Below are 21,012 nucleotides of genomic sequence, written 5' to 3'. Positions count from 1 at the left end.
TTGACAGTCAGAAACCTAGACAGGAAGCGGCGTGCGGCCGTTAAGGCGCTCCGAAACACCCACGGATACAGCAGGGGAGCCGAAATCTCCGTCGAATTCGTTCGGGGGTGTGGGCGGAACGTGTCGCCGCCTACCCGGCCGGCTACCTCGCCGGCTACCTCGCCGGCTACCCGGTCGCGAGATCGGGTGAATCGTCGCCGTGCAGCCCTGAAACCGACGTTTCACCCGCTTTCGCGGTCTGCGGCGCCGCTAGGTTGAGGGTGTGCATTCAGAGAGCGAAGCGGTGGGCGTGGTGCAGAGGCTCATCGGCATCGATTCCGTCAACTCCGACCTGGTGCCGGAGGCTGCAGGCGAACGGATGATCGCAGCTTGGTGCGCAGACTGGCTCACCGCGCGGGGGTTCGAGGTGCACCGCCTCGAGGAGCATCCCGGGCGGCCTACGATCGTCGGCATCCGGCACGGCACCGGGGGAGGGCGCTCCCTGATGCTCAACGGGCACCTCGACACCGTCGGCGTCGGCGGTTACGCCGGGGATCCGTTCGCGGGCGAGCTCCGGGACGGTCGCGTCATCGGCCGGGGAGCCTTCGATATGAAGGGCGGCGTCGCGGCGATCCTGGTCGCGGCGGCGCGGGCGACGGGAGTCGGGGGAACCGGGGCCCATGCGGCCGGGCCGGCCGGGGCATCCGTTCTCGCCGGAGACGTCATCGTCACCCTCGTGGCGGACGAGGAGTTCGGCAGCCTCGGCACCATGGAGGTGCTGCGCAGCTTCCGCGCCGACGCGGCGATCGTCGCCGAGCCGAGCGAGCTGTGCCTCACGCTCGCCCATCGCGGTTTCGCCTGGTTCGAGGTGGAGCTCACCGGGCTCGCCGCCCACGGATCCCAGCCGGAGCGCGGCATCGACGCCATCGTGCACGCCGGGCTGGTGCTGCGCGCCCTCGATGAGCTCCGGGCCGACATCGAGGCGGCGCCGGCGCATCCGCTGCTCGGCCACGGGACCGTGCGCGTGTCGACCATCGCCGGGGGTTCGGATGCCGCCACCGTCGCCGCCGCCTGCACGCTCACGATCGAGCGGCGCATGTTGCCCGGCCAGAGCCCCGACCGGGTCGAGGCCGAGCTCCGGGCGCTGCTGGAGCGGCTCGCCGACGTCGTCGCCGGGTTCCGCTTCCGGCTGACGCGGCTCGTGGCGCGTGCGGCGTTCGAGGCCGATCCGGAGTGGCCGATCGTGCGTCTGGTGACCGAACGGGCGACGGAGGTGCTCGGACGCCGGCCGGATGTCCGCGGCGAGCCGTTCTGGACCGACGCCGGGCTGCTGCACGAGGCCGGCATCCCCTGCCTCGTCGTGGGCGTGGACGGTGGCGGAGCGCACGCCGACGCGGAGTGGGCGGACGCGGCATCCGTCGACGCGCTCACCGAGATTCTGACCCGCACGATCGCCGATTTCTGCGGGTAGTCCGCGCGCCCGGCGATCCCGCCCGAACCCTGCCTCGGCCCCATCGCCGTCCCTGCCCCGCTGCACCCCGCCGGCCGGGGGAGTCCATGTGGGCCTCATGGTTGTGCTGATTGTTGAACAATATGTAGGCTGGCTCGACATCAGTGACCGCCGGTGCTGACCTTCCGAGAAGTGAGCGCCCCATGGTTTTCAACGTCGTCCGCGCCAGGATTCGAGCGAAAACCGCAGGCGTGAAGAAGAAGCTGCGCGGCCCGCGCCGGGCGCAGCGTAGCGCGCTCCTCGGCGCCATGTTCCTGATGGCGACCAGCGCCGTCGGACCCGGCTTCATCGTGCAGACCACAAGCTTCACGGTGCAGCTCGGCGCAGCCTTCGCCTTCGCCATCCTGGTCTCGATCCTGGTCGACATCGCGGTGCAGCTGAACGTCTGGCGGGTAATCGGCGTCAGCGGTAAGCGAGCGCAGGTACTGGCCAACACCGTGCTGCCCGGCGCCGGCTGGTTCCTGGCCGCGCTGATCTGCCTCGGCGGGCTCGTGTTCAACATCGGCAACATCGCCGGTTCCGGCCTGGGTGTCAACGTGCTCTTCGGCCTGGACGCCAAGCTCGGCGGCATCCTCTCGGCGGCCGTCGCGATCGCGATCTTCCTCAGCAAACGGGCCGGGCTCGCGCTGGACAAGGTCGTCGTCGTACTCGGGGCCGTGATGATCGTGCTGATCGCCTACGTGGCGATCGTGTCGAATCCGCCCCTCGGCCTCGCGGTCAAGAACGCGGTGCTGCCCGACGACATCGACGTCCTCATCATCACCACCCTGATCGGCGGCACGATCGGCGGCTACATCACCTACGCCGGCGCGCACCGGATGATTGACGCCGGCGTGACCGGACGGGCCCAGATCACCGAGATCACCCGCAGTTCGGTGCTGGGCGTCATCATCACCGGCGTGATCCGGGTGCTCCTGTTCCTCGCCATCCTCGGCGTGGTCGCCGGGGGCGTGGACCTGACCAGCGACAATCAACCCGCGGAGGCCTTCCAGGCCGCGGCCGGCGAGATCGGGTTCAAACTTTTCGGCATCGTGCTCTGGGCCGCGGCCATCACCTCGGTGATCGGGGCGGCGTACACCTCGATCTCGTTCGTGACCACTTCACAGACCTCGCCCCGCACCCGCAGCATCGCCACCGTCGTCTTCATCGCCGTGTCAACGTTGGTCTACACGCTGCTCGGCCAGGCCCCGGCCACGCTTCTGATCATGGCCGGCGCGGTCAACGGGCTGATCCTCCCGTTCGGCTTCGCTGTCATCCTCTGGGTGGCCTGGCGCCGCCGCGACCTGCTCGGCGGCTACGTCTACCCGAAGTGGCTGCTGGGCATCGGCGTGCTGGCCTGGCTGCTGACGCTGTTCCTCGGCTATCAGTCCCTCGGCGGACTCGCGACGCTTTGGGGCTGACGGATGTGCCCNTCGGCTATCAGTCCCTCGGCGGACTCGCGACGCTTTGGGGCTGACGGATGTGCCCGACCCCCACCCTGCACGGCCCGCCGCGCGCCGCCGCTCCGACGGCCCCCGAAGACCCCCGAAGGCCTCCCGAAGGCCCCTTGAGACTCCCGAAGACCCCTTGAGACTCCCGACGGCCCCCGAAGGCCTCCATTTCTCGCTGCTGTCCGCCGACCCGGTGCCCGCTTTCTCCGTCGCCGACATCCACCCCGCTGCCTGCTTGATCGCCCGCCTCTGTGGCTAACTCAGGAGTTTTGTTTGCGTGGTCACCGGCTGGTGCTGGCCGCCGCACTGGTCCGCGGCTGCGGTGCGCGGCCCGGCGGGATCTCCTGAGTTAGCCACAAACCAGCGCAGCGCGGAGGAACAGCGGAGGAACAGCGCGGACGCGCAGCACAGCCGCATGCAGGCAGCTGAGGGGAGCGGGGCCGGGCAGCCGTGCCGGATACCGCCGGCTAGCGGACGGACTCGGCCACGATCGACAGCAGCTGGGCCTCGGCGCGCTGCAGGTAGCCGGTGAGCAGGGCCGCGGCATCCGTCGACCGGTCGGCCGCCAGCAGCTCGACGATGCGGGCGTTGTCGTCGACATAGGGCGCGTGGAAGGTGGCCACCTCGCCCATCGAATGGAAGACCAGGCGCATCTCGGCGAGCACCTGCGCCATCAGCAAATCGAGGCGGTCGCTGCCGGCCAGGGCCACGACGCCGGCGTGGAACTCCTGGTTGGCACCGGCCATGCCCGGGACCGATCCGGCCTCGCGGGCCTTCCGCGCGCTCGCCACGGCCTGGCGCAGTCCATCCAGCCTCGCCGGGGTGAGCTCCGCGGCCGGTGTGAAGGCCAGGGCACCCGGCTCGAGGTAGCGCCGCACCCGGTAGATCTCCCGAATGTCGTCTGCGGTAGGCCGGGCGACGAAGACGCCCTTGTTCGGGATGCGGGTGACCACCCGTTCGGCGCTGAGCGTCGCGAAGGCCTCGCGGAGGGTGTTGCGCGAGACGCCGAGCGCGTCGCAAAGCGGCTCCTCGGGGAGCTTCGTGCCGGGCGGCAGGTGGCCGGCCGCGATCCGCTCGCGAAGCACCCCCGACACCCACTGGCCGGTCTCGGCGTGACGCGCCGACGCGGTGCGGTGACGCAGGTCGGCGAGGGTCTCGGCGAGGGTCATGGTGCCCACGATACCGCCCGGTCGGAGCGGCGGCCCGAGGACGGGCGGGGTGTTCCGGCGGTTCCGGCGGGCAGCCGGAACCGGGCGACGGATACGCTCAGTCCCCGATCGAGGCGACCGCGCTGTCCACCGCCACCGTGTCGCCGGGATGAACCAGCTGCTCCCGCAGGATTCCGCTGCGGTGCGCCACCACGATCGACTCCATCTTCATGGCCTCGAGTACGAGCACCGGGTCGCCTGCGGCCACGAGCGCACCGGATGGGGCCATCCACTTCACGACCGAGCCGCCCATGCTGGCCCGGAGGGTGGCCGGGTCTGCGGCGGGGGCCGAGTGGCCCCCGGTGGGAAGGCCGTCGGCAGCGGTGACAGCGGCCGCACGGGCCGCGCCGCCCAGCCCGCGAAGGAGACTGTCGAGGAGGGTGGCAGGCAGGCCGAGCGCCATCCGTCGCCCGTCGACCTCGATGCTGATGGTGTGGCGGGCGGCCTCCGGCGGCACGGGATTGAACTGGGGGTCGCTGGGCAGTTCTTCGGAGAAGTCGGCCTGGATCCAGCCGGTGTGCACGTCGAGGTGGTCGGGCGCGGTGAATGCCGTCGAAGTGACCACGGCACGGTGGAACGGCAGCACGGTGGGCAGGCCGGTGATCTCGAACTCGGCAAGGGCTCGGCGGGCGCGGCGCAGGGCCTGCTGCCGGTCGGCGCCGGTGACGATCAGCTTGGCGAGCAGGGAGTCGAACCGGTCCGGTACGATGCCGCCTGCCCTGACCCCGGAATCGACCCGGATGCCCGGCCCGGTCGGCACGGTAAAGGTCGCCACGGTCCCGGGGCACGGCAGGAACCCGCGCCCCACGTCTTCGGCGTTGATTCGGAACTCGAACGAGTGCCCCCGCGGTTCGGGGTCGGTGAAGATGGGAACGGGCCCGCCGGCTGCGATCTGCAGCTGCGCCAGTACCAGGTCGATGCCGCTGGTCTCCTCGGTGATCGGATGCTCGACCTGCAGCCGGGTGTTCACCTCGAGGAACGAGATGGTGCCGTCCTGCGCGAGCAGGTACTCCACGGTGCCCGCGCCGGTGTAGCCGGCGGCCCGGCAGATGGCCTTGGCCGAGGAATAGATCTGGTTTTTCTGCGCAGGGGTGAGGAACGGCGCGGGCGCCTCTTCGACGAGCTTCTGGTTGCGGCGCTGCAGCGAGCAGTCGCGGGTGCCCACGACGATCACGTTGCCGTGGGTGTCGGCGAGGATCTGCGCCTCCACGTGGCGGGGTTTGTGCAGGAACCTCTCGACGAAGCACTCGCCGCGGCCGAAGGCGGCCGTCGACTCGCGCACGGCCGAATCAAAGGACTCCTCGATCGCATCCATGTCCCAGACGACCTTGAGGCCGCGGCCGCCGCCGCCGAACGCCGCCTTAATGGCCACCGGCAGGCCGTGCTCCATGGCGAAGGCGCGCACCTCGGCGGCGGTCTCCACGGTGCCCTCGGACCCGGCGACCAGGGGAGCTCCCACCCGGATGGCGATCTCACGGGCGGAGACTTTGTTGCCCAGCACCCGGATCGCGGCGGGCGTCGGACCGATCCAGAGGAGTCCCGCGTCAATCACGGCCTGAGCAAAATCGGCGTTCTCCGAGAGGAAGCCGTAGCCCGGGTGCACGGCGTCGGCGCCGGAATTCTGGGCGATGCGCAGCAGCTTGGGCACGTTGAGGTAGCTGTCGGTCGGGCTGTCGCCGCCAAGTGCCCAGGCCTCCGTGGCGGCCGAGACGTGCAGGCCGTCGGCGTCGACGTCCGCGTAGACGGCCACGGAGTCAAGGCCGGCGTCGTCGCAGGCGCGAGCGATGCGCACGGCGATCTCGCCGCGGTTGGCGATCAGAACTTTCTGCATGGTTCAGCTCTCATTCGGGGCGTGTGTTCGGGGGGTGTTTGGGGCACGCGCGGGGGCTGCGCCGCTCCGCGCGTGGCGTGCCGGCAGCGCAGCGGCGCAGCAACTGCGTAGCGCGTGAGGGCGGGTATCAGGGGGAGGCGGGGACGGGCTCGGCTGGAAGGGGCTCGGCAGGCACGGGCGTGAAACGGATGCGCGCACCCGTCGGCAACTGTGCCGCGAGGTCGAGGTCCTCGGTGAGCACGACGCCGATCACGGGGTAGCCGCCGGTGACCGGGTGGTCCGCGAGGAACAAAACCGGCAAGCCCGACGGCGGCACCTGGATGGCCCCGCGGGCCGTACCCTCGCTGGCCAGCTCGCCCGGCCGCGACCGGGCGAGCGGCTCACCGGCCAGCCGCAGGCCGATCCGGTTCGACTGATGGGTGACGGTCCACTCCGCGTCGCCGAACCGGTCGACGGATGCCGGCTCGAACCAGTCCGCGCGGGGTCCCGGCACGAAGCGCAGCACGGTGACCTCGGCCGGGGCCGGCGGCGGGGTTTCGGGGTGGTGCACGGCGCTGCCGGGGGCGGGCGGCAGCATCCGGAGCACGGTGCCCGAGGTCAGCGGGGCCGGACCGATGCCGCTGAGGGTGTCGGTGGACCGGCTGCCGAGCACCGGGTCCACGTCGATGCCGCCGCGAAAGGCCAGGTAGCTGCGCACGCCCGAGCGGGGGGCTCCGAGCGACAGGGTCTGCCCGGCGAAAAGGGAGACGGCAAAATCCATCGGCAGCTCGCGGTGGCGGCCGGCGGCATCCGTCACCGTGAGCGGCAGAACGGCACCGGTGACGGCGAGCACCTGGTCTGCCAGCGCGGTCAGGGACAGGCCGCCGAGGGCGTTCTCGAGCACGGCGGCCGTGGCCGGATTTCCAACGACCCGGTTGGCGCGCCGCAGGGCGCCACGGTCGAGTGCGCCGGACGCGGTCACGCCTTGGTCGGCGTAACCGGGGCGGCCGAGGTCCTGCACGGTCGTCTGCGCGCCGGGGGAGAGCACGCGGATGCCGGTGGCGGGGGTGGGGGCCGCGGTTGCCGCGACATCGGGAGTGGCCGCCGCTGCCGGAGTCCCAACCGCGACTGCGGTCTCCGGTACGAGGACCCCCGCGGCGGCGACCTGCTCGCGCACCGCGCGGAACCGCACACGGTCACCCGGGCGGATCAGGGCCGGCTGCGAACGCTTCAGGTCCCAGAGCCGGGCGTCCGTGCGGCCGAGCAGCTGCCAGCCGCCGGGGGAGGTGCGGGGGTAGACGGCGGAGTAGTCGCCGGCCACGGCCACGGAGCCGGTAGGCACCGAGCTGCGCGGCGAGCTGCGCCGGGGCACGGTCAGCACGGCGCTCGCGCCGGTGAGGTAGAGGAAGCCGGGGGCGAAGCCGCCGAACGCGGCGGTCCAGTCCTGGCCGGTGTGCGCGGCGATGACGCCCTCGATGCTGAGGCCGGTGTGCGCGGCGACGTCGGCGAGGTCTTCCCCGTCGTAGACGGTGTCGATCTGCAAGAGCGCGGCGTTTGCGGGGGCGGCCGGCAGCACCTGCAGCTGCCGCAGGGCGTCGGCGAATCCCCGTGCGGCGGAGGCGGAGACGCCGGTGATCAGCACGGTTTCCGCGGCGGCGAGCACGTCGAGCTGCCCGGCCAACGGATGCCGCTGCAGGTGTGCCTGCAGGTCGAGCACGTCGGCCAGGCTGTGCAGTCCGACCAGCACGGCGCGGTCGCCGACGGCTCGGATGATGCGAACGGGACCGGACACGGGGCTAGACGAAGCTTCGAATGCGGATTCCGGCATCCTGCAGCGCGGAGCGCACCGCACCGGCCACCGCGACCGCGCCGGGGGTGTCGCCGTGCAGGCAGATGCTCTCGGCCGTCACCGTGAGGAGGCTGCCGTCGACCGTGCGCACCTGGCGGTCACCGGCCAGGCGGAGCGCCTGCTCGGTGACAGCGTCGGGGTGCAGCAGCACGGCGCCGGGCCGGGACCGCGAGACCAAAGAGCCGTCGGAGTTGTAGGCGCGGTCGGCGAAGGCCTCCACGACCGTGCGGAGCCCCGCCGCGTCGGCGAGGCGCTGGATCTCGGAATCGGGCAGCACCATCACGGGCAGGCTCGGGTCGATGGCGCGGATCGCGTCGACGACGGCCTGCGCCTGCACCTCGTCGTGCGCGATGGTGTTGTAGAGGGCGCCGTGCGGTTTGACGTAGCTGACCCGGGTTCCGGCGACCGCGGCCAGGGCCTGCAGCGCGCCGATCTGATAGATCACCTCGTCGGTGAGGTGACCGGGCTCCATGTCGATGAACCGGCGACCGAAGCCGGCCAGGTCCCGGTAGCCCGGGTGCGCGCCGACCGTCACGCCGGCTGTGGCGGCGGCGGTGCAGGTGGCGCGGATCGTACTCGGATCCCCGGCGTGGAAGGCGCAGGCCACGTTCACGCTGGAGACGGAGGAGATGATCGCTGCGTCGTCGCCGAAGGACCAGTTGCCGAAGGATTCCCCGACATCACTGTTTAGATCGATGCTGTCTGAATCGATGCTGGACATCCGGGTCTCCGTCCGTGGAAGTTTGGTTAAGGATGCACCACTTCCGCAGATTGTTCAACAATGTATTGGCGGGTGGAAGCCCGATTCGGCGCCGGAGTCAGTTCGCGGGGCTGTCGATCGAGGGCTCGGAGGGCGGCACGGAACCCTCGAGGGTCTCCTCGAGCCGGGCGTCGTCGTTCTGGGGCAGGGTGATCGCGAAGAACGGGATCGTCCAGTGGCAGAGCGGGCCGACGAGCACGGCGAAGAGCACCGTGCCGATGCCCACGTTGCCGCCGAGCGCCCAGCCGATGCTGAGCACGGTCACCTCGATGCCCGTGCGCACGATCCAAATGCGCCAGCCGGTGCGCTGGTGCAGGCCCGTCATCAGCCCGTCGCGCGGGCCGGGGCCGAAATGCGCGCCGATATAGAGGCCGGTAGCGATCGCCAGCACCAGAAGCCCGGCCGCGAACAGCAGGATGCGCACCCACAAATCCTGCCCCGTCGGGATCAGCCAGAGGCCGACATCCGCCGCCGGCCCGACGAGCAGGGCGTTCAGCACGGTGCCCACGCCCGGCTTCTGGCGCAGCGGGATCCAGAGCAGCAGCACGACGCCGCTGATCAGGATGGTGACCAACCCAAAACCGAGGCCGGTGCGGCCGGATATGCCCTGGGTGAGGACGTCCCACGGGGCCACGCCGATCTCGCCGCGCACAATCAGCGCGATCCCCAAGCCGTAGAGGAAGAGGCCGATGAGGAGCTGGACGAGGCGACGGGTCATGGAAGTCCATCCAATTGCACTATCGGCCCGTTATCAAGTTGCCAGGCCGACCCGGCCCGGCGTCGCGGATGCCGCCTTCCGCGCCGCCGGCGACCTGTCGGGCCGGCCGCTCGTGCGCAGACCGTGCCTAGTCGTCGAGAACGAAGGTGACTTCGATCACGACGTCGTACGAGGTAATCTCACCGTCTGTCACCTCCACCTTCTGTTCCTTGACCCAGGCGCCGGAGACCCCGCGCAGGGTCTTGCTCGCCCGGGCGATGCCGACGGCGACGGCATCCTCGAAGGATCTGTCGGACCGGATGCTGAGTGTTGTTACGCGTGCCACAGACATAATTGCTCCTTGTCGTTCGGGTTGATGGTGCGTCTTGCGGCCGAGGGTACGCCCCTCCGCCTGCCTCGGCCCGACGGATGCCCCGGGCAGGGAAGTCTGCACACCCTGCAATGAGATACTGAACGGGTGCATTTTCTCGCTGTCTTGAGCATGAAGAACCGGGCGCTGATCGCGCTGATCACCATCGTCGTCGCCGTTTTCGGCAGCCTCGCCCTGACCAGCCTCAAGCAGGAGCTGATCCCTTCCCTGCAGCTGCCGCAACTGGTGGTCTCGACGAGCTACCCGGGCGCCTCGCCCGAGGTCGTCAACGACGACGTGTCGACGCCGATCGAGACGGCGATCCAGGGCATCCCCGGGCTCGAATCCACCTCGACGACCAGCAGCACCAACGCGTCGCTGGTCAGCGCCACGTTCACCTACGGCACCGACCTGGTCAAGGCCGAATCGCGCATCAGCCAGGCCATCAACCGCATCAAGTCGACCATGCCTGAGAACCTCGACCCGCAGGTGCTCTCCGGCAGCATCGACGACTTCCCGGTGCTCTCCCTCGCCGTGTCCGGCGGCGACCGCGACACCCTCGCCGACGACCTCAAGCGCAGCGTACTGGGCGACATCCGTGATGTGCAGGGCGTGCGCGAGGCAGCCCTGGTCGGCGACGTTGGCCGCCGCGTGGCCATCACGCCGGATGCCGCGAAGCTGGCCGAACGCGGCCTGACCAGCCAGGGCATCCGCAGTGCGCTGGAACAGAACGGGTCGCTGATCCCGGCCGGTTCGCTGACCGAAGACGACACCACCCTCTCGGTGCAGACCGGCTCGAAGCTCGGCGAGGCCGAGGACATCGCGGCGCTTCCGATCCTCGCCCCGGTGCCCGGCGCGGGTCTGACCACCATCGGCGACGTCGCCAACGTCGCCCTCGGCGAGAACCCGGTCGCGAGCATCTCCCGTGTCGACGGGCAGCCGGCCCTGACCATCGCGGTCACCAAGGTGCCCGCAGCGAACACGGTCGACGTGTCCGAGGCCGTGCGCGCGATCCTGCCCCAGCTGGAGGCGGCGGTCCCCGGCGCGACCTTCACGGTCGTCTTCGACCAGGCTCCGTTCATCCAGGAATCGATCGACGCGCTCACCGAAGAGGGCCTGCTCGGACTGATCTTCGCCGTTCTCGTGATCCTCGTGTTCCTGCTCTCGGTGCGGGCGACCCTGGTCACGGCGATCTCGATCCCGACCTCGGTGCTGATCACCTTCATCGGCCTGCAGGGCGTGGGCTATTCGCTGAACATCCTCACCCTCGGCGCCCTCACCATCGCGATCGGGCGCGTCGTGGACGACTCCATCGTGGTGATCGAGAACATCACCCGCAACCTGGTCGAGGGCGCCGACCGCGCCGCGACCATCGTGCGCGCGGTGCGCGAGGTGGCCGGGGCGATCACGGCATCCACCATCACCACCGTCACCGTGTTCCTGCCGATCGCGTTCGTCGGCGGCTCGACCGGGGAACTGTTCCGGCCGTTCGCGCTAACCGTCTCGATCGCCCTGCTCGCGTCGCTGCTGGTGTCTCTGACCATCGTGCCCGTGCTCGCATACTGGTTCCTGCGGCCGGCCAGGGCGGTCGCGCCCGCCCCGGTGGTTGAGCTCGTCGAAACCCCCCTGGCCCTTACTGCGGAGGTCTCGACAGGCTCGCCCACCGTCAGCGTCGAGCCCACCACCTCGCGCCGCACCCGCCACAACGGCAGCGCGGACGCCCCACCCGAGGAGCGCCCGAGCCGCCTTCAGACCGGCTACCTCCCGGTCATCCGCTGGACCCTGAACCACGCCGTCGCGACACTCCTGGTCGCGGTGCTCGTTCTGGGCGGCACGGTGGCCCTGGTTCCCTATATGAAGATCAACTTCCTCGGCTCGACCGGGCAGACCACCTTCCAAGTCACCCAGACACTGCCGGTGGGCACCAGCCTCGCAGCTCAGGACGACGCCTCCACGGCCGCCGAGAAGTCCCTTCGCGGCACCGACGGCGTCGAAATCGTGCAGGTCTCCATCGGTGGCGGCAACGCCCTGGCCGCATTCGGCGGCGGCGTGTCGTCAAACACCGTGACCTACTCGATCACCACCGACGGGGAGGCCAACCCCGACGAGGTTCAGGATGTCGTGCGAGACCAGCTCACGGCCCTGAACGGAAGCGGAGAATTCTCGATCTCGTCCGGCGGAGGGTTCGGCGGGACATCCGATATCGCCGTGGATGTGACCGCGGCCACGAACGCCGACCTGCAGAGGGCCACCGACGCGGTGCTCGCCTCCGTGGAGGACCTCGACGCGATCAAGGAGAGCTCAAGCAATCTGGCGACCTCACGCCCCTACATCGCGGTGACCGTCGACCGGGATGCCGCGGGTGCCGTGGGCCTGAGCGAGCTCGCCCTGGGCGCACTGGTGTCGCAGGCCATGCAGCCGAGCGTGATCGGATCCATCGTGATCGACGAGACGACCCTGTCGGTCTACCTGCAGTCCGAGGCTCCGCCGACGACGACGGCCGAGCTCGCGGCCCTGAGTATCCCGACCCTGGCCGGACCGGTTGCCCTGGACACCCTGGCCACGGTCGAGCAGGTCGAGGGTCCGTCCACCCTCACCACGACGAAGGGGCTGCGCACGGCGACCGTGTCCGCCACCCCCAGCATCGACGACCTGGGTGCGGCCAACGCGCAGATGACGGCAGCCCTGGCCGACACCGCTTTGCCGGAGGGCGCGACGGCGACCCTCGGCGGGGTCACCGCCGACCAGACCGAGGCGTTCGCGCAGCTCGGGCTCGCGCTGCTGATCGCCATCCTGATCGTCTACATCGTGATGGTGGCGACCTTCCGGTCGCTGCTGCAGCCACTGCTGCTGCTGGTGTCGGTGCCGTTCGCGGCGACCGGCGCGATCGCCCTGCAGGTGATCACCGGCATCCCGCTGGGTGTGCCCTCGCTGATCGGCGTGCTGATGCTGATCGGCATCGTCGTGACCAACGCCATCGTGCTGATCGACCTGGTCAACCAGTACCGGCGTCGCGGGCAGTCGGTGCGGGAGGCGCTGGTCAACGGTGCGTCCCGTCGTCTGCGCCCGATCCTGATGACCGCGCTCGCCACGATATTCGCGCTGCTGCCGATGGCGGTCGGCCTCACCGGAACGGGTGGTTTCATCTCGCAGCCGCTGGCCCTCGTTGTCATCGGCGGGCTGGTCTCCTCGACCGTGCTGACCCTGGTGGTGCTGCCCGTGCTGTACTTCCTGGTCGAGGGCGGCCGGGAGCGCCGGGCCGAGCTGCGCGAGCTGCGCGAGCTGCGCGCATCCGCCGGCGCCATCTCCGACGTGTCCCGTGCCTGACTTCTGCACAGTGTGAGCCGCGCGGCGAACGGCCGTATGTTTCCGCGCATCCGCCGGGCCGAGCGGCGCGCATTCGCCGGGGTTATGCACGCAACGCTGCGGCTAACTCAGGAAAACCTGTGTCGGCTGCAGCCCCTGCCCCCGGAATCAGGCAACGGATGCCGCGGCCTGCCCCGGATCTCCTGAGTTGGCCACCGTGCGGCCGAAGCCGGCCCGGCTCTAGAAGCTGACCGGGGCCGGGGCCAGCGGGCCGGTGCGCACGAGCACGGTGCTGTCGTCGTCACAGCCCTCGATCGGGTTCGGCGTGGCCACCCGGCTCGCGGTGTCCCAGCCGGGCAGCGTCACGTCGAGGGCGCCGACCGGCACGAGGGGACAGCCGTACGCGCCGGCTTGGCCGAGGTGCAGCAGGCTGTACGCGGATGTCCCGGGCGCCAACGCGAGGACCGCCACCGGGTACCAGCGTCCCGGCTCGGTGTCGGAAGCGGACCCGACCGGCACATTCGGGGCCGCGCCGACCAGAGTCGTCACCGGGTAGCCCTCGACCGTGCACGCCGCCGGGCCGGTGTTCGTGAGGCGCAGGTCCCAGTAGAAGTTGCCCATGCCGCTGTCCTGAGGCCTCGACTGCAGCGACAGCGCCAGTTGGTTCGGACCGCAGGTGCCGGCGGAGGCCGAATCGGCGGGAGCGGGTGTCGAGGACTGCGTGGCTGGGGAGGTCGGGGTCGAAGCTGCCGTCGGGGTCGAACCGGGCGGCGAGACATCGCCGGTCGGGGGTGAACCCGGCCCCGCGCATCCGGCCAGCACCAACGCCGCCGCGCACCCCAGTCCGACTGCCATTGACCGCCCTCGACCCCGCATCACCGTCATAGCCCCAGTTTCACACTGCCTGGGCGTTGTCGCCCAGGGACACGGGCGCGGGCCAAAGATGTGTAACATCCCCCGCGAAGCTGACCTAGACTCATTTCCAAAGGGGGGTCTGATGACCACGCAATTTCCGAAGTTCCTGGAGGCACGCTACCGGGTTAAGGACCTGATCGGCCGCGGCGGAATGGCCTCGGTCTACCGGGCCACCGACGAGCGTCTGGGTCGGGACGTGGCGATCAAGATCTTCGAACTTCGCGCCACCGACGTGCCCAATATTCAGCGCCAGCAAGCCGAGATCAACGTGCTGGCAAGCCTGAACCACCACAGCATTGTCACCCTGTTCGACGTCGGTGTGGACCGGACCGAGGCGGACCACCCGCAGATCTTCCTTGTGATGGAGCTCGTGGACGGCGTCAACCTGCGTCAGCGACTCGACCGGGATCCGATGTCGACGCGGCACATCGCCCAGATCGGTTACGACCTGGCGGAGGGGCTCGACTACATCCACGGGCGCGGCGTCATCCACCGTGATATCAAACCGGCGAACATCCTCCTCGCGGAATACAGCTCGGATTCCCGAGCGCGCGCGCGGCTGACCGATTTCGGCATCGCCCTGTTCCCGGACAGCGCGCGGGTGACCACCCAGGGGATGACGACGGGCACGGCCGCCTATCTCAGTCCGGAGCAGGCCCGGGGAGAGAACCTCGGCCCGGCGAGCGACATCTATGCGTTGGGGCTCGTGCTCCTGGAATGCTTCACCGGTGAGACGGCGTTCCCCGGGGAGCCGATCCCGTCGGCCCTGGCCAGACTCCAGCGCGACCCTGCCATCCCGCAGGAACTCGCCCCGGAGTGGCGGCACCTTCTGTCGACCATGCTGGCCCGCAAGCCGGAGCAGCGCCCGCCGACCGCGGAGGTGGTGCTCGCTCTGCACCAGGCTGTTATCGCGGAAACCGGCCGCCATCGTAGTGCCGTGGATCACCTCGTCAGCGACGAACCCGCACGGCTGCACGAGGTCGCGCGCCTCGACATTCTCGACACTCCCGCCGACGGCGCCTTCGACCGGATTGCCGCGCTCGCCGCCCGGTTGTGCGATGTGCCGATCGCGATCGTCAGTATCGTCGACACCGACCGTATCTGGTTCAAATCGCATCACGGCCTCGACCTCGAGGAGATCCCCCGCGATCCGGGCCTCTGTGCCTCGGCCATCATGTCCGAGGGACCCTGGGTGGTAGAGGATGCCCGCACCGACCCGCGCGCGCTCGCAAACCCACTCGTGGCCGAGGAATTCGGCCTGCAGTTTTATGCCGGAGTACCCCTGACGACCCGGAACGGTTACAACCTCGGCACCCTGTGCGTTATCGACTTCCGACCGCGCGCCATCACCGCGCCCGAGCTCCGCACCCTCACCGACCTTGCCGCTCTGGTGATGAGCGAACTCGAACTGCGGCTGGAAAGCCGGCGCGCCGCTCTTTCCTGAAGGAAAGCGGCCCCATGAGCGGTCAGGCGGTGTGGCCAGGCGCAGTGGTCACGCGGAGTCCTCGCTCAGCCGGCACCGACCTCGATGACGCTGACGCGCAGCCCGTCGAGAGCGGCGACCCGCAACTGGTAGTCCCCGGCCGAGACGGTGTCGCCCACCTGGGGCATGCGTCCGAGCCGGTAGGTCACGAAGCCGGCCGCGGTCTCATAGGGGCCGTCCTCGAGTTCGACTCCTGTGGCATCCGTGAAGTCTTCGATATTCAGGCCGCCATCCGCCAGCCGGGCCTGGCCGTTCTCGTCGGAGTGTCCCTCGGGCACAGGCAGGTCGTATTCGTCGTGGATCTCACCCACGAGCTCCTCAACGAGATCCTCGAGAGTCACGATACCGTCGGTGCCGCCGTATTCGTCGACGACGATCGCGATGTGCACGCCGGCACGGCGCAGCTGGGTCATGGCCGGCAGGATGCGATTGGTGCCGGGAAGGAAGACGATGGCCCGCACCACCTCGGCTACGGTCGTCGCGCCGGGGTGGGCGTCGGGGTCCAGGAGATCGCGCACGTGTACGAAGCCCAGCACCTCGTCGATTGAGCGGCCGATCACCGGGTAGCGCGAGTGCGGCAGCGACCGGATCTCCTCCAGGGCGGCGGGAATCGTCTGCGTGCCGACCAGGAAGTCGACGTCTCCGCGATGGCGCATCACCTCCTTGACCAGCCGGTTGGTGGCGTCGAGCACTTCACTCAGGATGTGCCGTTCCTCGACCTCGAGGCCCTCGTGTGCGTCGACGAGGTCGCGCAACTCCTCATCAGACACGAGCTCGCTCCGGGCGTGCGGGTCTCCGCCCAGGAGCCGCACAACGGCGTTCGTCGAGACGGACAGCAGCCAGATCACGGGGCGCATCAGGGTCGCGAAGACCTGGAGCGGTGGCGCGAGCGCGAGCGCGAAGCTGCTGGCCTTCTGCAGCGCGAATCGCTTCGGCACGAGTTCCCCCAACACCAGGGAGAGGTAGGCGACGAGGAGCGTCAGACCGACCAGGGCAAGCGTGTCCGCGGCGCCTTTCGACAGCCCGAGTACCACCAGCAGTGGGGCGAGGTCGGGCGCCAGCGTGGAGGCACCGTAGGCGGCGGACAGGAACCCGGCGACGGTGACGCCGATCTGCACGGCCGCCAGAAACCGGTTCGGGTCCCGGGCCAGGTGGGCGACCGTTTTGCCACGGGTGCTTTCGCGTTCCAGCGCGCGCAGCTGGCTCTCGCGCAGGGACACCAACGCCAACTCGGTCGCTGCGAACACGCCGCCTATGAGCACGAACAGCAGCACGAGCGCCAGGTTGAGCCAGGTATAAACGTCCATGCCGGTCATTCTAAAGCCGTTCGAGGACTCCACCCGGGCCGCGCCGCTGCGTCGGCTCCTCCTGCGTGTGGCTAACTCAGGAGATCCGGCGAGTCGGCTGCTGATCGCGTGGCGGTGCCGCGGAATTGCAGGGGGCGTGGTGACGAAGCCAGCCATTCTCCTGAGTTGGCCACGGGCGGGTGGGCTCCTGGCCGGCCGGCGAGGTGCCTGGACGTCGGCTGGCTGGCTGTCCGGCGACGGAGTGTCCTGGCCCGGGAGGTGGTCTTCGATGCCTCGCGTGCATAACTCCTGCGATTTCTCGGGACCGGCGCCGGACATCCTTGGAATTCCGGGGGTACCCGATGAGTGATTGAGCAATGTGCAGGAGTCATGCGCGACGGGGTGGGTTGGAGGATGACGGCGAGGGAGAGGGGACAGTGAGGGCGCGAGGCGGGAATCCCTCGGTCAGGCCGGGAGCGGTGATGGGCCGCGGCGGCCGGCCCGCACACCCTGCCGCCAGACCGCCCAGGTCAGCGGCACGCCTGGGCGGTAGGCGAGATGAGCGACGGATGGCGCGTCAAGCACCTGCAGGTCGGCCCGCCCGCCCACGCGCAGGGCTCCGACCGCGTCCGTTCCCGTGTCGCGGCCGAGAGCCCGGGCTCCGCCGCGGGTCGCCGCCCACACCGCCTCCTCGATCGTCAGACCCATTTGCAGCACCGCGGTGGCCACGCAGAACGCCATCGACGTCGTGTAGGAGCTGCCCGGATTGCAGTTGGTGGCCAGGGCGATGCTCGCGCCGGCGTCGAGCAGCCGCCGGGCCGGCGGGAACGGCTGCCGCGTGGAGAGGTCGCAGGCGGGCAGGAGGGTGGCCACGGTGGCTGAGGCGGCGAGGGCGTCGAGGTCCGCCGGCTCGAGGTGGTTGCAGTGGTCGACGCTCGCCGCGCCGAGCTCCACCGCGAGGCGCACCCCGCCGCTGAATCCCAGCTGGTTGCCGTGCAGGCGCAGGCCGAGGCCGGCGGCGCGGCCGGCCAGCAGCACCTCCCGGCTCTCCGCCACATCGAACGCCCCGACCTCGCAGAACACGTCGACGAACTGTGCGTGCGGAGCCACCAGGGCGAGCATCGGCCCGGTGACCAGGTCCAGGTAGTCGCGCCGGTCGATGCCCGGCGGCACGATATGCGCGCCGAGGAATGTGACGACATCGGCGACGGATGCCGCCACCCGAGCCGACCGCGCCTCGCTCGCCAGGTCGAGGCCGTAGCCGGTCTTGCTCTCGAGGAACGTGGTGCCCTGCGCCTCCGCCTCTCGCCGCAGCCGGGCCGCCGTGGCCGTGAGCTGCGCCTCGGTTGCGGCGCGAGTGGCAGCCACGGTGGTCAGGATTCCCCCCGCCGCGTAGGGCTGCCCGCCCATCCGGGCCTCGAATTCCGCGGCCCGGTCGCCCGCGAACACCAGGTGGGTGTGGCTGTCGACCCAGCCGGGCAGAGCGGCCCGGCCGCCGGCATCCGTGCGGACATCGGCCGCCGGTGCCGCGGACGCCGGTCCGATCCACGCGATGCGGCCGCCCTCGATCACGAGGGCGGCGTCGGCGAGGCGCGGGGCGCCGTCCGCCTGCGTGGTCAGTTCCCGGATACCGGTGATCAGCTCGGTCGGTTTGGGGGTCATGGTCGTTCTCCTGACGCGAGCGCGGCGGTGCCGTCGAGCGCGGCGAGGGCGTCGCGCAGCAGGATCTCGGGTCGCAGCTCGGGTCGCAGCTCGGGTTGCAACGTGCTCGACGGGCGCCCGCCAGGCCCGCCCGCGCCACCCACCAGCACCCCGGAGTCGGCGACGACGCGTCCGCCCACGATCACCCGGCGCACGTCGGCGGCCGTCGCGGTCAGCGGCAGCTGCTCCGGCAACGATCCGGCTGTGCGGATGCTGTCGCTCGCCACCTCCACGAGGTCGCACAGGTCACCGGGGATGAGGCGCTGCCGGCCGAGTCCGAGCGCGGCATAGCCGTGGTCCGAAGCGGCCACGAGCAGTTCGGCGGGCGTGAACCGGCCGCGCCGGCCCGATGCCAGGCGCTCGCCGGCCTCCAGGCCGCGCATCTCGAGCAGCGGGTCGATGACGGCGTTCTGGTCCGAGCCGAGGGCTATCCGCGCGCCGGCCCGCTGCAACGCCAGGGCCGGCCCGATCCCGTCGCCGAGGTCGGCTTCCGTGGTCGGGCAGATCACAACCGAGGCCCCGGATGTCCCGATCAGCGCCAAATCCTCGTCGGTGAGGTGCGTGGCGTGCACGACGCTCAGCCGCGGAGCGAGCGCCCCGATCCAGGCCAGCACCTCGGTTGGGGTCCGGCCGTAGGCGGCCCGGCAGTCCGCGTTCTCCTGAGGCTGCTCCGACAGGTGGATGTGCAGTGGAACGGCATCGGGCAGCCCGGCGAGCGCCTCCCGGATCGCGGTCGGGGACACCGCCCGCACCGAATGGATCGCGGCGCCCAGGGTGACGCGGGCATCCGTGCCGGCCTGGATGTCGGCCTGGCTGTCAGCAGGGGAGCCGTCGCCGTCATCGGCCGTGGCAGCACGGCCGAGCGCCGCGCGCAGCGAGTGCCACCGGGCCAGCCAGGCGGCCGCCGATCCGTCGCCGAAGGCGCGCTGCGCGGGGGTGAGGGGCATCCCGATCCCGCCGTCGAGGTAGAGCGTGTCGAGCAGCACCAGACGGATGCCCACCTCCCGTGCCGCGGCCGCCAACGCCAGTTCCATGGCGTGTTCGGCGGGGTATCGGGAGCCGCCCGGCCGGTGATGCAGATAGTGGAACTCGCCGACTGCCGTGAAACCGGAGGCCAGCATCTCGGCGAACACCGCCCGTGCCAGCAGGAAGTACCGCTTCGGGTCGAGGCCGGCGGCCACCTGGTACATGGCCTCCCGCCACTGCCAGAAGTCGCCGCCGGCGTCGTGGGTGCGGCCCCGCAATGCCCGGTGGAAGGCGTGCGAGTGCGCGTTGGCCAGCCCCGGCAGCACGGTGCCGAGCCGCACGTCACCGGGCCGCGGCTCGGAGCGCGGTGTGACAGCCTGAAGGCGCCCGTCCGTGCCCACCTCCAGCCGCACGCCGGGCAGGGCAGCCCCGTCGACCAGCGCCAGCTCGCACCAGTAGGTGGCCACCGGTGTCCCCGACTGTCCAGCCCCAGCCTCGACCCCGCGCGCGCTCACAGCAGGCTCCGCAGCAGGGTCTCCAGGGCGTCGATCCCGGCGACGCAGTCGCCCACCTCGGCGAATTCCTCGGGGGAGTGCGAGACGCCGGTGGGATTTCGCACGAAGAGCATGGCGCTCGGCACGCTCGCTGCGAGCACGCCTGCATCGTGCCCGGCGCCCGTCGGCAGGGCCGGAACAAGGGCGTCACCGCCGAGCACCGACCGGAATCGTCCCACGAGCTCGGGGTCGAACGTCACCGTTCCGGTCCAGGACTCCTCGGTGACGGCCACGGAGCATCCGTTCATCAGGGCGGCCTCGCCGACGGCCGCCTCGATTGCGGCGACCAGGTCGCGGGTCTCGGCGTCGGTGGGCGCGCGGGCGTCGAGCCAGGCGTGCACGGATGACGCGATCACGTTGGTCCCGCCCGGCACCACCTCCAAACGGCCGACCGTGGCGCGCGCGCCGGGGTGGAACCCGGCGGCATCCTGCACGGCGACGATCGCGCGGGCAGCGGCCACGAGCGGGTCGCGGCGGTCTTCCATCGGGGTGGCGCCGGCGTGGTTGCCCTGGCCGGTCACGGTGAGGCGCCAGCGCCCGTGCGCGAGGATCGACGACGCCACCGCCACGGGCCGGCCGAGGTCGACCAGGCCGCGGCCCTGCTCCACGTGCAGCTCGATGAAGAGGCCGATTCGGGCCAGGGCGTCCCGGTCGGCGCCGAGGTGCGCAGGGTCGAGCCCGGCGCGGCGGGCAGCCTGGGCCAGGGTGATCCCGTCGGCGTCGATGAGTGCGCGGGCCCGGTCGGCGTCGATGCCGCCGGTCAGCAGCCGGGAGCCCAGGCAGGCGATCCCGAATCGGGAGCCCTCCTCCTCGGCGCAGACGAGCACAGCGCAGGGGCGGGACGGCGTGAACCCGGATGCCCGCAGCCGCGCCACGGCCTCGAGCGCACTGACCACGCCGAGGGGGCCGTCATAGGCGCCGCCGCCGGGAACGGAATCCAGGTGGCTGCCCGTGACCACGGCATCCGGCCCCGGCTCTCCCCACCAGGCCCAGAGGTTGCCGTTACGGTCGGTCTCGACGCTGAGCCCGAGGCGCTCGGCGCGCAGGGCGAACCAGGTCCGCAGCTCGAGGTCGGCACCCTGCCAGAGGTGCCGGGAGTAGCCGCCGCGGCGGGAGTCCCGCCCGGTGTCGGCGATCTCGGCGAGTCCGGCGAGCATTCCGTGGGCGAGCTCGCTCATGCGCACACCC

15 protein-coding genes are annotated in these 21,012 nt (G+C 70.7%); 4 read left to right on the top strand and 11 right to left on the bottom strand.

Annotated elements, in window-relative coordinates; all coding sequences use genetic code 11:
• The first annotated feature begins 262 nt into the window (after nucleotides 1–262).
• Together CXY79_RS14005 and CXY79_RS14000 are read left to right on the top strand one after the other, a co-directional pair.
• Nucleotides 263–1,450, top strand: coding sequence for a M20/M25/M40 family metallo-hydrolase (locus CXY79_RS14005; protein ID WP_233191511.1), 1,188 nt, complete (start codon nucleotides 263–265; stop codon nucleotides 1,448–1,450).
• Between the two features lie 182 nt (nucleotides 1,451–1,632).
• Nucleotides 1,633–2,889 carry an NRAMP family divalent metal transporter gene (locus tag CXY79_RS14000; protein ID WP_233191510.1) on the top strand — a complete coding sequence of 419 codons (1,257 nt, stop codon included), beginning with the start codon at nucleotides 1,633–1,635 and terminating at the stop codon, nucleotides 2,887–2,889.
• Between the two features lie 497 nt (nucleotides 2,890–3,386).
• On the opposite strand, the gene CXY79_RS13995 is transcribed toward CXY79_RS14000, so the two are convergent.
• From CXY79_RS13995 to CXY79_RS13970, 6 genes are all read right to left on the bottom strand, one after another.
• Nucleotides 3,387–4,088: a GntR family transcriptional regulator gene (locus CXY79_RS13995; protein ID WP_104102688.1), complete on the bottom strand. Its 702-nt coding sequence runs from the start codon at nucleotides 4,086–4,088 to the stop codon at nucleotides 3,387–3,389.
• Nucleotides 4,089–4,185: 97 nt separating this feature from the next.
• Nucleotides 4,186–5,958, bottom strand: a complete 1,773-nt coding sequence (locus CXY79_RS13990) for a biotin carboxylase N-terminal domain-containing protein (protein WP_104102685.1) — start codon at nucleotides 5,956–5,958, stop codon at nucleotides 4,186–4,188.
• A 127-nt stretch (nucleotides 5,959–6,085) separates the two neighbouring features.
• Nucleotides 6,086–7,729: an urea amidolyase family protein gene (locus CXY79_RS13985; RefSeq protein WP_233191509.1), complete on the bottom strand. Its 1,644-nt coding sequence runs from the start codon at nucleotides 7,727–7,729 to the stop codon at nucleotides 6,086–6,088.
• A gap of 4 nt (nucleotides 7,730–7,733) precedes the next feature.
• Complete coding sequence (locus tag CXY79_RS13980) at nucleotides 7,734–8,507, bottom strand: LamB/YcsF family protein (RefSeq protein ID WP_104102679.1); 774 nt, start codon at nucleotides 8,505–8,507, stop codon at nucleotides 7,734–7,736.
• A gap of 97 nt (nucleotides 8,508–8,604) precedes the next feature.
• Entirely contained in the window at nucleotides 8,605–9,264 is a 660-nt protein-coding gene (locus tag CXY79_RS13975; protein WP_166784770.1) for a YitT family protein, read from the bottom strand.
• Between the two features lie 127 nt (nucleotides 9,265–9,391).
• Complete coding sequence (locus CXY79_RS13970) at nucleotides 9,392–9,595, bottom strand: dodecin family protein (RefSeq protein WP_104102676.1); 204 nt, start codon at nucleotides 9,593–9,595, stop codon at nucleotides 9,392–9,394.
• Between the two features lie 126 nt (nucleotides 9,596–9,721).
• Here CXY79_RS13970 and CXY79_RS13965 point away from each other — a divergent pair, with 126 nt between their 5' ends.
• Complete coding sequence (locus CXY79_RS13965) at nucleotides 9,722–12,940, top strand: efflux RND transporter permease subunit (protein WP_104102673.1); 3,219 nt, start codon at nucleotides 9,722–9,724, stop codon at nucleotides 12,938–12,940.
• 219 nt (nucleotides 12,941–13,159) lie between these two features.
• Here the strand turns inward: CXY79_RS13965 and CXY79_RS16780 are convergent, their stop codons facing one another.
• Nucleotides 13,160–13,774 (bottom strand): DUF4232 domain-containing protein, encoded by a 615-nt coding sequence (locus tag CXY79_RS16780; RefSeq protein ID WP_158250305.1) that lies wholly within the window; start codon nucleotides 13,772–13,774, stop codon nucleotides 13,160–13,162.
• Between the two features lie 142 nt (nucleotides 13,775–13,916).
• On the opposite strand from CXY79_RS16780, the gene CXY79_RS13955 reads away from it, so the two are divergent.
• Nucleotides 13,917–15,278, top strand: a complete 1,362-nt coding sequence (locus CXY79_RS13955; RefSeq protein WP_104102667.1) for a protein kinase — start codon at nucleotides 13,917–13,919, stop codon at nucleotides 15,276–15,278.
• 65 nt (nucleotides 15,279–15,343) lie between these two features.
• On the opposite strand, the gene CXY79_RS13950 is transcribed toward CXY79_RS13955, so the two are convergent.
• The 4 genes from CXY79_RS13950 to CXY79_RS13935 form a co-directional block, all read right to left on the bottom strand.
• Nucleotides 15,344–16,624 (bottom strand): hemolysin family protein, encoded by a 1,281-nt coding sequence (locus CXY79_RS13950; RefSeq protein WP_104102664.1) that lies wholly within the window; start codon nucleotides 16,622–16,624, stop codon nucleotides 15,344–15,346.
• Nucleotides 16,625–17,068: 444 nt separating this feature from the next.
• The gene (gene hutI / locus CXY79_RS13945; RefSeq protein WP_104102661.1) at nucleotides 17,069–18,265 is read right to left on the bottom strand and encodes an imidazolonepropionase; all 1,197 of its coding nucleotides are present in this window, start codon (nucleotides 18,263–18,265) and stop codon (nucleotides 17,069–17,071) included.
• Nucleotides 18,262–19,785: a formimidoylglutamate deiminase gene (locus tag CXY79_RS13940; protein WP_233191507.1), complete on the bottom strand. Its 1,524-nt coding sequence runs from the start codon at nucleotides 19,783–19,785 to the stop codon at nucleotides 18,262–18,264. Before CXY79_RS13940 ends, hutI begins: the two co-directional genes overlap by 4 nt.
• Nucleotides 19,782–21,002 carry an allantoate amidohydrolase gene (locus CXY79_RS13935; RefSeq protein WP_198412296.1) on the bottom strand — a complete coding sequence of 407 codons (1,221 nt, stop codon included), beginning with the start codon at nucleotides 21,000–21,002 and terminating at the stop codon, nucleotides 19,782–19,784. Before CXY79_RS13935 ends, CXY79_RS13940 begins: the two co-directional genes overlap by 4 nt.
• Nucleotides 21,003–21,012 lie beyond the last annotated feature (10 nt).

Origin of the sequence: Cryobacterium sp. M96, assembly GCF_002929845.1 — a bacterium.
GTDB classification, from domain to species: domain Bacteria; phylum Actinomycetota; class Actinomycetes; order Actinomycetales; family Microbacteriaceae; genus Cryobacterium; species Cryobacterium sandaracinum.
The sequence above is the reverse complement of the archived record's forward strand: the minus strand, read 5'-3'. Positions and strand labels throughout refer to the sequence as shown.